Annotated in this window: 8 protein-coding genes, 1 pseudogene and 1 riboswitch; of the genes and pseudogenes, 4 read left to right on the top strand and 5 right to left on the bottom strand. The window is 39.4% G+C overall.

Annotated features, from left to right (window positions below):
* The first annotated feature begins 298 nt into the window (after positions 1 to 298).
* The 4 genes from QZ265_RS06660 to QZ265_RS06645 all read left to right on the top strand — a co-directional run bounded on the left by QZ265_RS06660 (position 299) and on the right by QZ265_RS06645 (position 4485).
* Complete coding sequence (locus QZ265_RS06660; protein WP_296404617.1) at positions 299 to 1483, top strand: O-succinylhomoserine sulfhydrylase; 1185 nt, start codon at positions 299 to 301, stop codon at positions 1481 to 1483.
* A gap of 288 nt (positions 1484 to 1771) precedes the next feature.
* Positions 1772 to 2104: a YbaB/EbfC family nucleoid-associated protein gene (locus tag QZ265_RS06655; RefSeq protein WP_296404613.1), complete on the top strand. Its 333-nt coding sequence runs from the start codon at positions 1772 to 1774 to the stop codon at positions 2102 to 2104.
* 308 nt (positions 2105 to 2412) lie between these two features.
* Positions 2413 to 3000, top strand: coding sequence for a recombination mediator RecR (gene recR, locus QZ265_RS06650; RefSeq protein ID WP_296404611.1), 588 nt, complete (start codon positions 2413 to 2415; stop codon positions 2998 to 3000).
* 147 nt (positions 3001 to 3147) lie between these two features.
* On the top strand, positions 3148 to 4485 hold the full coding sequence (locus QZ265_RS06645) for an HRDC domain-containing protein (RefSeq protein WP_296404609.1): 1338 nt from the start codon (positions 3148 to 3150) through the stop codon (positions 4483 to 4485).
* 5 nt (positions 4486 to 4490) lie between these two features.
* Here the strand turns inward: QZ265_RS06645 and QZ265_RS06640 are convergent, their stop codons facing one another.
* From QZ265_RS06640 to gcvT, 5 genes and pseudogenes are all read right to left on the bottom strand, one after another.
* Entirely contained in the window at positions 4491 to 5207 is a 717-nt protein-coding gene (locus QZ265_RS06640; RefSeq protein ID WP_296404616.1) for an alpha/beta fold hydrolase, read from the bottom strand.
* 273 nt (positions 5208 to 5480) lie between these two features.
* The gene (gene gcvP, locus QZ265_RS06635; RefSeq protein WP_296404606.1) at positions 5481 to 8384 is read right to left on the bottom strand and encodes an aminomethyl-transferring glycine dehydrogenase; all 2904 of its coding nucleotides are present in this window, start codon (positions 8382 to 8384) and stop codon (positions 5481 to 5483) included.
* 201 nt (positions 8385 to 8585) lie between these two features.
* Positions 8586 to 9431: pseudogene (locus QZ265_RS06630) on the bottom strand (nitroreductase family protein).
* Between the two features lie 106 nt (positions 9432 to 9537).
* Entirely contained in the window at positions 9538 to 9918 is a 381-nt protein-coding gene (gcvH, locus tag QZ265_RS06625; protein WP_296404605.1) for a glycine cleavage system protein GcvH, read from the bottom strand.
* A gap of 309 nt (positions 9919 to 10227) precedes the next feature.
* Complete coding sequence (gene gcvT, locus QZ265_RS06620) at positions 10228 to 11373, bottom strand: glycine cleavage system aminomethyltransferase GcvT (RefSeq protein ID WP_296404603.1); 1146 nt, start codon at positions 11371 to 11373, stop codon at positions 10228 to 10230.
* Positions 11374 to 12098: 725 nt separating this feature from the next.
* A riboswitch (glycine riboswitch) is annotated at positions 12099 to 12188 on the bottom strand.
* Positions 12189 to 12201: the final 13 nt, after the last annotated feature.

Raw genomic sequence — 12201 nt, 5'->3', positions numbered from 1 at the left:
TAATAAAAAATCTTAATTATTCGAAAATCTGACATAATCGAAAATCTGACTTAAACATATACGATTATACTGTTCAACGTAAATTAATCTTAATCTTAATCTTAATCTTAATCTTAATCTTATTAGCTTATTAGCCATAGAAGAAAAAACTATGACCCAAGACAATCAAAACCATACCCAAACCGATAGCTTTAATAGCCCTAATAAATTAGATAGTAGCCCTACTGCTGATTCGCAAAGCAACCAGATAGATCCTAACTGGACCGATGATGTCTTAGACTTAAGCCAAGGTTATGCGATGCAAACCATCGCTGTGCGAGCTGGGCAACATCGTAGTGACGAAGGCGAGCATAATGAAGCAATTTATACCACAAGCTCTTATGTATATCAGTCGGCTGCGGATGCGGCAGATCACTTTAATGGGGCAAAAACTGGCAATGTGTATTCCCGCCATACCAACCCTACTGTACGCTCCTTTGAGCGTCGATTAGCAGCCATGGAAGGAGGTGAGCGTGCGGTAGCCACTGCCTCTGGTATGGGCGCTATTTTAACCATGTGTTTGGCTTATCTGAAGCAGGGCGACCACATGGTAGCTGCCAAACAGTTATTTGGCTCATCGGTGGGTTTATTCAACAACTTTATGGGCAAATTTGGAGTTACTGTAACTTATGTTGATTGCTTCGATAATGACGCATGGGCACAAGCAATACAGCCCAATAGCCGTTTGTTATTTTGTGAAACCCCAAGTAATCCATTAGGCCAAATTGCTGACATTAAAGCAATCAGTGAAATTGCCCATGCACATGGCGCACTTTTTGTTGTGGATAATTGCTTTGCCACGCCAGCAATTCAAAGACCCCTAGAATTTGGAGCAGACATCGTTATTCATTCTGCAACCAAATATATTGATGGTCAAGGCAGAGTATTAGGTGGGGCATTGGTAGGTAGTGATGAGCTAATGCAACAAGCGTTCGTTGTGGTTCGTTCAGGTGGGGTGAGTATGAGCCCTTTTAATGCTTGGGTCTTCATTAAAGGACTAGAGACATTGAATCTTCGTATGCAAGCACATTGCGACAATGCTAATAAAATAGCTGAGTTTTTGGACAACCATCCAAATGTAGAAAAAGTCCATTTTTCGGGGCTATCAAGCCATCCTATGCATGAGTTAGCAAAGCTGCAGCACTATAGACAAAACTGTTATGGGGCAATCATGGGCTTTGAAGTTAGAGCAGTGGGCAATCATACTAAGCAGTCTGCTGCTTGGCATGTGATAGATAGTACTCAAATGGTCTCCATTACCAACAACTTAGGTGATGCCAAAACCACAGTAACTCATCCTGCAACCACCACTCATTTTAGGGTTTCTGCTGAAGCCCGTGCCGAAGCAGGCGTAACTGATTCGTTAATTAGGTTGTCAGTGGGTTTAGAAGATGTAGATGACATCATCAAAGATTTAGCGCGCGGTTTAGACAGTTTAGGTTAAAACGGTGAATTGAAGTCACAAGCTTAAAACATAACCCTTAGACAGCTTCATAACTAATCAGTATAATAAGCTCAAGATTAAGGGTTGTCATAAGCGTCAATACAGTGGTTTGTAGTGACAATGGCCTAAAGTGACATTAATTCATGGTGACATTAATTTATAGTGATATTATTTTATAGTGATATTAATTCATTGTGATAATGAGTCATAGTGGTTTTAATAACTACAAAGCTTAGACGATGACCTGATATATACAATAATATTCAAAAAAATACTAAAGAGGTAGTTATGAACATTCAAGCTCTTATGCAGCAAGCGCAAGCCATGCAAAAACAAGTAGAAAGCAATGTTGAGAAAGCCAAAAAAGAACTGGCTGATAAAGAAGTAGAAGCAGAAGCAGGTAATGGACTTGTTAAAGTGACCATGACAGGTCGTCATGTGGTTAAGCGTTTGACTATAGATCCAAGTTTATTAGAAGATGAGCCAGATCTAATTGAAGATTTAATTGCTGCTGCTATCAATGCTGCTGTGACTAAAGCGGATGAGTTATCTGAAACCACTTTGGCCAATGCTACTAGTGGCATGGGCTTACCACCAGGTATGCAAGGTTTATTTGGTTAATTTTATGACTTACTAAAATGGTTGTTTTCTAAAAGTTGTAATCCTAAAATAATTTTTTTTAAAGTAAATGACATATAAGTTTAAATAATGGGGTGGTAATTATTAAATTATCCCCCATTTTTATTTTAGACAGCTTTTATTATTAGGACTTATAGATTGATGCTAGCTAGCTGATAAAACAAAAGAGTCGGTTGATAAAAATTGATATGTTGTTGCTTGAAGTATATAGCCACTTGATAAAGCTGTTAGTCTTGTTAAAGCTGGCAGTTTAAGCATAAGAATTTTAAATTTAAAAAAAAGGTGATTGATTGTTAACCGAAAAGTTTGATAACTTAGTTAAGCAACTGCGAGTACTACCAGGGGTAGGTCAAAAAACAGCCCAGCGTATGGCACTGCATTTGCTTAATGGAAAAAGGCCTCAGGGCTCAGCATTGGCTCAAGCGTTAGATACTGCTATGCAAGATATTATTGAGTGTCATCAGTGTCACTCTTTTAGTGATGATGATGTTTGTCCGATTTGCTTAGATCCTAGACGTGATGACAGTATCCTATGTGTGGTTGAAACCGCAGCTGATGTGATGGCCATTGAGCAATCTGCAGGGTATCGCGGTCGATACTTTGTGTTGGGTGGTCATTTATCGCCGCTAGATGGTATCAATGCAGACGATTTAAATATTGATCAACTGGTTAGCAAGGTTAAATCAAATCCTATTGAAGAGCTGATTTTGGCTACCAGCACCACGGTTGAAGGTCAAACTACAGCACATTTTATATCAGAAGCAGTACGTCGCCATGTGGGTAAGGTTACCCGTATCGCTCAAGGCATTCCAATGGGTGGAGAGCTTGAATATCTAGACAGTATGACCTTATCACAAGCCTTACAAAATCGTTCGTAAGCTTAAAGTTGTTATGCATAAAGTACATAGGCTTAAAGTATATAGGCTTAAAGTTGTTATGTATAAGCTAAATAGGCTTAAAACAAAAGTCAGCCCACCCTTAAAAAACCGCTTTGAATATAAATCCAAACTGAATAGAAGGTTTCAATGACTCAGGTATCGTCAGACAGTGCCACCCAGTTAGACTCAACATCTACGCAGATATCATTAGACGCTTCGACCATTAATGAGACTAATAAAGCAACTATTCATGATGCCAGTAAATTGATTGATATCGAGGCTATAAAAAGAGACTTAGAGGCTTCTGCGGATTTGCCAGTTTATTGGATTTCTAATTTTGATACTTTAGAGGCGTGTCTTGATGATTTAGAGACTAAAGAAAGGATTGCTTTAGATACTGAATTTATTAAGCGTAGTACTTATTTTCCAATTCTAGCTTTGGTTCAAATCAATACTGGTGATTGTATCTATTTAATTGATGCTCCCAAGCTTGATTTGACTGAATTTTGGGTCGTGTTGGAAGACATGCCAATGATGATTTGGCATGCCTGCGGTGAGGACTTAGGTATCTTTTACCTACTGTCTGAAAGCCCTGCTTTAACCAACGTGTTTGATACTCAAATAGCGCTCTCATATCTAACCGGCCAACTACAGATGGGCTATCAGCAAGCTTTGAGTGAAGAGCTAGACGTTCATGTTGAAAAAGGGGAGAGCCAATCGGATTGGCTAGCGCGACCTTTGTCTGATGAGCAAGAAAGTTATGCTATTGATGATGTGCGTTATTTGCTTAATCTATACGATATATTAAAGCAGCAGTTATCAAAGCAAGGGTTATTTGATAAAGTTGTGGAGGATTGCCAGCTTTATAGTAGAGAGCTTTATGATTCGGCCAATATTGAAGATGATGCCACTTATCTGGCAATGGCGGATTACCGTTATACAGGTGAGCAGTTGGCGGTATTACAGGCCGTGTCTAGCTGGCGAGAAGCTTTGGCTCGAGCAACCAATCAACCCAAAACTTTTATTCTAAAAAAACAAGCTGTTCGGGATTTGGTAACGGAGCTTCCGAAGTCTGTAAAACAAATGACTCAAAAAACCACTATGCCACGTACGATAATTCGCCTGTATGGTCAAGAGTTAATTGATATTATCAATAAAGCTCGAAACACGCCTGAAGCTGAACAGCCTGCACCTGTGCTACCGCCTTTTCGATCTAAAGACAAAACCGTATCTAAAGCGGTTCAACAGGCTGTTAAAGCTTATGAAGCTGAAACAGGGGTGCCTGCCAATGTATTAATGCGAAAAAAATGGCTGTCTCATTTATATGAAATTGTGGCTTATGAGCTGCCTATCGAAGAGATTCCAGAGGGGCTAAAAGGATGGCGTAAACAATGGGTTATGCAAACCCTAGTGCCCTTGATTACCACTTATAAACAAGAGCTAAAAGAGGGTATGCGCATGCAGCATGATGGGGATAACACATAGACTGACTAGTTATGAGAATCTATGCTTTTAAACATACCATGATCTAAGAAATAAGCGGTTTGCTGAGCTACTTTACGGTCAAACAACATGCCCGTATGGGAAACAGGTAGCGTAATGTGGTCGGCAGCTTGCGGTAGTTTGGTTTCAAAAACGAATACTGTACCGTCGTGTTCATTATAAGGTGGAATGAGTTTTGCTTGACGAATATGATAGTTAAGGATAATTTGTCCTAGTCCCTTAGGGGAGTTACCCGCTATTACGCCTAAGCTGATTCCCTTTGTTAAAGTTGCATTTTGACCATCTAATGCCTTTTCAAATGAATTGCCTACCAAAGGTGATATAAGTTTTTTGAGATAGGTGGCTGTAGTGCTTCCATTATGTGGTGTTCCTAAGGTGACACAGCGCGCTATCTTCCATTGTGGATAGCGTGATATAAAATCTCTAATGATTAAGCCCCCTAAGCTATGACCCACTAAGTTTATAGCAGTGCTAGGGTCATGATTGGCAGTAAGCCATTCATTTAAACGGTTACTGTGCTTATCAATGTTGTCGCGTAGACTATAGTAATCGTGCAGATAGGTGCTAAATCCCTGTTTTTGTAAATATTTGGCCAATGGCCACATAATCCAAGCCCTTTGATGTAATCCATGAATTAATATTACCAGAGGTTTGTCTTGCTTTACTGAGCAAGCTTTAGGGTTTAGCTTTAGCTTATGTTTCAATTTGCGTTTCAAATGAGATATGGATGCTAGCAAGGCGTGATTCCTATTTTTAATAGCTTTTAAATCTAATATTAACTTTGGACCATGTTTCTAAAAATACATGCAGTATTATGATACACGCCCACTGTATTAATAGTGAGGCATTAAATTAAAATATTGGACTATATTATTTTTAAAAAGCGGCTACTTGATAACCAGTTATGCACTAAAAAAACCTTTAAGTCTTAGACTTAAAGGTTTTGTTTTAAACATACATATAATAATCAATTACAACTACATATAGTTATCGATGCTCGGGCAACTACACATTAGATTCTTATCACCGTATACATCATCAATACGACCCACACTTGGCCAGAATTTATGTTGACGAATATAGTCTAATGGGAAAGCAGCGATATCACGGCTATATGGATAGCTCCATTGTTCATTGGTAATTACAAATGCTGTGTGTGGTGCATTCACCAATGGGTTATTGTCAGCGGTCCAGCCATCTTTACCTTCTTTGACTTTTATAGCTTCTTGCTTAATAGATTTGAGCGCCGAGATAAAGCGGTCAAGTTCATGTTTTGCCTCAGACTCGGTCGGTTCAATCATCAGCGTACCGGCCACTGGAAAACTCATGGTTGGAGCATGGAAGCCATAATCCATTAAGCGTTTGGCTATATCTGCCTCAGTGATGCCTGTTTCTTCTTTCAGAGGGCGAATATCAATGATACATTCATGAGCCACACGGCCGTTTTTACCAGTATAGAGCACTGGATAATCATCTTGAAGTTGGCTGGCCACATAGTTGGCGTTTAATAAAGCAGTTTTAGTAGCATTAAGCAGGCCATCACGCCCCATCATGGTAATGTACATCCATGAAATAGGTAAGATGCTTGCCGACCCATATGGCGCTGCTGATACCGCAGTTGTATCTTTAGGTGCATTAAATACAGGCGTAACGCTATGATTGGATTTGAATGGCGCTAAGTGTGCCTTCATGCCGATAGGTCCCATACCAGGGCCACCACCACCATGTGGAATACAGAAAGTTTTGTGTAGGTTCATGTGTAGTACATCAGCGCCCACATCCGCAGGCTGCATAATACCCACTTGAGCATTCATATTGGCACCATCCATATACACTTGACCGCCATGACTGTGAATTAAATCACAAATATCACGTATGCCTGGCTCAAATACACCATGAGTAGACGGATAAGTGATCATCAAAGCACCTAAATTATCGCTATATTGTTCACATTTCGCTTTTAGGTCATCTATGTCAACGTTACCGTTCTCATCAGTATCAACTACCACAACCTTCATACCCATCATTTGAGCGGTAGCAGGGTTGGTACCATGTGCTGATTTGGGAATTAAACACACATCACGATCATTTTGACCCAAAGACTCATGATAACGACGAATGGCCAACAGTCCAGCATACTCTCCAGAAGCACCAGAGTTAGGTTGCATGGATATATCATCAAAACCAGTGATGGCTTTTAATTGATCTTGTAAGCTTTCTATCATCGACAAGTAGCCAGTCACTTGATCATCTGGAGCAAAAGGATGCACGTTTGCAAACTCATTCCAAGTGATAGGTAGCATTTCGCTGGTGGCATTGAGCTTCATGGTACAGCTGCCCAGTGAAATCATACTACGGTTCATTGCTAAGTCTTTATCTTCAAGCTTCTTCAAATAACGTAGCATTTCGTGTTCTGTGTGATGAGAGTTAAACACAGTATGGGTTAAAATCGCATCAGTACGTAACAAATTCTCATCTAACGAAATAGTGGCTTCATTTGGTAAAGACTCTGCCTTATTGATAAATAGCTGTGTTAAGGTTTCAAAATCCGAAGCATTACTGATTTCAGAGAATGACACGGATAACCTACTCTCACCCTCACGCCATAGGTTGTATCCCACATTCGCAGCATTTTCAAAAATTTGAGTAGCCAATTTTACTGAGCCACAGTCAATTAGTACGGTATCAAAGATTTGGTCATGTACTATTTTTAGCTCATCGCCAGCCGACTTGATTACATTGCTAAAGGCAGTAGCCATAGCATGGATACGAGTGGCAATACGTTTTAGACCTTCAGGGCCATGGTATACCGCATACATACCGGCAAGATTAGCTAGCAACACTTGGGAAGTACAGATGTTTGAGTTGGCCTTCTCGCGGCGGATATGCTGCTCACGAGTTTGCAAAGCCATACGTAGCGCAGTGTTGCCTTGAGCGTCTTTAGAGACACCGATGATTCGACCAGGCGCTGAACGTTTGGCTTTATCAGTAAAAGCAAAGTAGGCGGCATGTGGACCACCAAAGCCCATAGGGATACCAAAGCGCTGGGTGCTACCCAATGCCACATCGGCGCCCATGTCTGCTGGTGATTTTAATAACACCAAGCTCATAATATCGCTAACCACTAAAGCATAAGTGTTCTTTTCTTTAACAGCTGAGATAACCTCAGTTAAATCAACGACATCACCTTCACGGCCTACATATTGGAAAATGGCGCCAAAAAAGTCACCTGATTTAGCAGTTTTAAAATCACCTACCACAACTTCCCAACCAAAATACTTGGCTCGAGTGATAATAACGTCTAAGGTTTGCGGGAAGATTCGCTCATCTACAAAGAACTGGTTTGATTTACTCTTACTAACACGTTTCGCCATAGCCATGCCTTCAGCAGCAGCCGTGGCTTCGTCAAGTAAGGATGCACCAGCTAACTCTAAGCCTGTAAGATCAATACAAACTTGCTGGAAATTCAACAATGCTTCAAGACGACCTTGAGAGATTTCAGCTTGGTAAGGGGTATAAGCTGTATACCAGCCTGGGTTTTCAAGTACATTACGCTGAATAACCGCTGGCATACGAACCGGAGAATAACCTTGACCAATATAGCTTTTGTTAACTGTGATATCGTCTGCCATAGTACGAAGTTTAGCCAGTGCATTGTGCTCGCTCATGGCCTTAGGTAAGTCTAATTCACGGTTCATACGCACAGCTTCTGGCACCGTATCCGCGATGAAGCTATCCATATCGTCATAACCTACTGCTTTTAGCATTTCGGCTTGATCATTAGCACCTGAGCCTAAATGTCTAGCGACAAAACGGGCTTCATCAAACAGCCCATCAAAAGATAAGCCATTACTGGTATTGGTTAAATTTGCTGAAGTCATGGTTGTCCTTTGTATCAAATTGAAGGTCAAAATCGAGCTTAATTAAATCATCAATCCACTAAAGCCAAGAATGATGAGGTGGTAAAATAGGTAACAAAAAAAATTATAAAAAGCTTATAAAAAAATAGATAAAAAAAATTAAAAAAATTAAAAAAATAGGTATTAATAAAGCTTAAAAATCTTAAAAAATAATCGGTTACATTAGACTTCTTTTACGAATTGATCGTAATCAAAACGAAACTGGCTGTGGTAAATACCATTATCAGCTCTCTCTCCAGCACCAATCATCATAACAACATGCTGATGATCGCCAAGTTTTAGTAGTTTTTTTAGGGCTGGCTCATCAAAGCCTCCCATTGCACAGCTATCGAAACCGTGAGCCCTTAAAGCTAACATTAAGTTTTCAGCGGCAAGAGCCGTGTTGTACAACGCCCAGTTTTTGATGTCTTCATAGGTATAGTAAGGTGATTAAACAGGCCCTTTAAATTGGCGAACTGCTTGAGTCATGCCCCATTTGGCAATCGAAATAATACCAGCCGGTCCACGTAAAAAATCTAATGGGACTATTTTTTCATAGTAATCACGAACTTTTTTTGGCGCAGTACCATCTGGAAAATCACGAATATTTTGTTTGGCATTTTCTCGCCACGTATCTGTTCTGGCCGCGACAGCAATTAGCCTATTGGCGGTTTTGGCACCATTTTGATTCATACAAATTTTATTGGCCTTTTCACGCTTTTTAGGGGAGTTAATAACATAAAATTCCCAAGGCTGTAAGTTGCTTGAATTAGGAGCAAGCATAGCCAGTCTTAAGCAATCACGTAGTACATCATCTGAAATAGGTGTGTCTGTAAATCTTCTTACCGATCGACGCGATTCTACCACCTCAGTAAAGGCAGCTAAATTTTTTGCAGACCTAATGTCTTGTATATCAGTATCAGTATCAGTATTACAAGTATCAGTATTACTAGTATCAGTATAATTAGTACTATTGTCTTTTTTAGCGTTTTGAGTCTTGGTAGAGTATCCTTGCTCTTGATTTGACATAACAATTTTATCCCTAAATAGTTAATGTGTGATGCTAAAGAATATGATTACGTTGCCTCACGGATGAAACAACGCTATTAATAAGGACAACCTTTTAAACAACCCTTTATAGGTCAGCTTGATATTCGTCAGCAGTTAAAAGTGACTCATAGTCATCAGCATTATCAGGCTTAATACGGTACATCCAGCCTTCACCGTATGGATCGCTGTTGATAACTTCAGGGTCGTCTTCTAAAGCTTCATTAATGGCCACAACTTCACCAGTAATAGGGGCGTATACGTCTGAAGCCGCTTTTACAGATTCTACAACGGCCACTTCATCATCTACTGCCACAGTGTCACCAACATCTGGAAGCTCAACATAGACGATATCGCCAAGGGCTTCTTGTGCGTGGTCAGTGATACCAACCGTGATAGTACCGTCATCTTCCATACGTAACCACTCATGGCTAGCAACATACTTAAGTTCTGATGGAACATTACTCATAAATTTCTCCAAATAAGGTAGAAGGGGTGGATTAACACAAAATTTAACTCAAACCATTGGGCTAAATAGGATTATTTCAAATCTGGTGGAATCAATTATATGGCATAACCGTTATCACTATAGCAAAGTCTAAGCTTGTTTATTAGTAGCAAATAGCCCAGGTTTTAGCTTTAATGAATAACCTTAATGTGCCTGTTAAATAATTATTAAGTAAGCACAGATAAAAACTTTTTAGCCTTAAATTCAGCTCATTAAATATAATCTATAAAAAATACAAACTGTCAAAAATACACTCGATCAAAAATACCACTAATCGAATTGTTTTTCGCCATTGCGAACGAAAGGCAGCTTCAATACGCGTACATCGACAAACTTACCTTTACCGCGTAAATCAACTTGAACATTGTCATCATCAGTAACGCCTGCAGGAATACGAGCAATAGCAATAGACTGTTTTAAGCTTGGAGAGAAAGTACCACTGGTGATAATACCTGTGGTTTCTTTATCAGTACCTTGGTTAATAGTAACGGTCATCCCTTCACGCAGTACACCACGGGTCTCTAACAATAACCCCACCTGTTTCATGGCCGTACCGTTTTCTGTGGCCAGTTTGTGTTTTGCAACTAAAGCTTCGCGACCTACAAAGTTGCGATCATCTTTCAACGCTAAAGTCCAGCCCATGTTACATTCATAAGGGCTGGTATTATCATCCATGTCATGACCATATAGGTTCATGCCAGCTTCCATACGTAACGTATCACGCGCTCCTAACCCAGCAGGCTTAATACCATTATCTAGCAATAATCTAAAAAATTCAGCAGCATTGTCACTTGGCAAAATTATTTCAACACCATCCTCACCTGTATAACCGGTACGAGCCACAAACCAGTCTTTAGCTTCGATATTCATTAAGTCAGCACCAACAAAAGGCTTTAGACTATCTAAAGTGTCTGCCCATTTAGCTTTAGCTTGCTTCAACTTAGCAATTGCATTGGGCCCTTGTACAGCTAGCATAGCAAGTTCTGGACGCTCAGTTAGGGTTACCTCAAAGCCTTCGGCTACTTTATTAAAGTTAGCTAAATCCTTATCACGAGTGGCAGCGTTAGAGACAATACGATATTGGGTTTCTTCCTTGTTCATTAGATAAACGATAAGGTCGTCAATAACCCCGCCTTCTTCGTTCAACATTGCTGAATATAATGCTTTACCCACAGTATTAAGTTTGGCAACGTCATTTGCCAATAGCTTTTGCAACCAAGCTTTAGCCTGCGTGCCCTCAATATCAGTAATTACCATGTGCGATACATCAAACATACCTGCATCAGTACGCACGGCTTCATGCTCATCAATCTGTGAGCCATAATGAATAGGTAATTCCCAGCCTGAGAAATCTACAATTTTACCGTCACTGTCTACGTGCGACTGATAAAAAGGAGTACGTTGTAAAGTGGTCATGACAATTCCTTGTGGTTAGTAACAAAATCTGGGCAAATCAAATAGAAAATTTTTATATATTAATTTTCAAAAATTAGTTGTAGGTAGCTATCTATCTATCTATCTATCTATCTATCTATCTATCTATAAATAGTTCAACTAGGCAGTTATAAACAGTTATGCTCCAACTAATATCATCTTTAGCATAGTACATTCAGCAGTTAAATAGTGACGCATTTATATGTTAAATTGATAACCGATTCTTAACTTAGGTCATTGCATTACAAAATATATTCAAAAAATAAGCATAAAAAAAAGGCAAATAAGCCTACGAGTTACATCTCCTATCAGTTCACAATTTAAACTTATCCTATTAGTGGATAATTGTCTTAAACTGTTTATAAAACTGACAAAAGGTCTCGATTAACTTATTTGCCCCATCTGTCCTGTTACCTGAGATTTTCGATATCGATATAAGCTATAGCAAAAGTGGTAAGAAAATATTCATAAATTGAATCAGAAATTCATTTACCACAAAGTATTGCTATAAGATATCTTTTCCCCTTCGGTGGATACCTTTTATCACTATTTAAGCTTAATTAACGCTAAATCAACCGTTAATTATTAAGGCTTAATTGAAGCCTTAACTTAAGTGAGTATCTCTCTCCAGATTTGTCATTGATGTCTCACCTTGCTATTCATCAAGGTCTAGACCCTACCATATTAATTTGATATGCGGTGGGTTAATGAGTCATTCAGTCCGGTTACCTGAGCGATTGGCAGGGTGCTTACGCCTTCGGTGGCAGCTGAGTTTATTAACTTTCTAAAATTGATTTAACTTTTTTAAGA

The sequence above is a fragment of the Psychrobacter sp. genome (genome assembly GCF_018260395.1).
Lineage (GTDB): Bacteria > Pseudomonadota > Gammaproteobacteria > Pseudomonadales > Moraxellaceae > Psychrobacter.
Note: the sequence above shows the minus strand (reverse complement) of the source record. Positions and strands in the feature narration are given on the sequence as shown.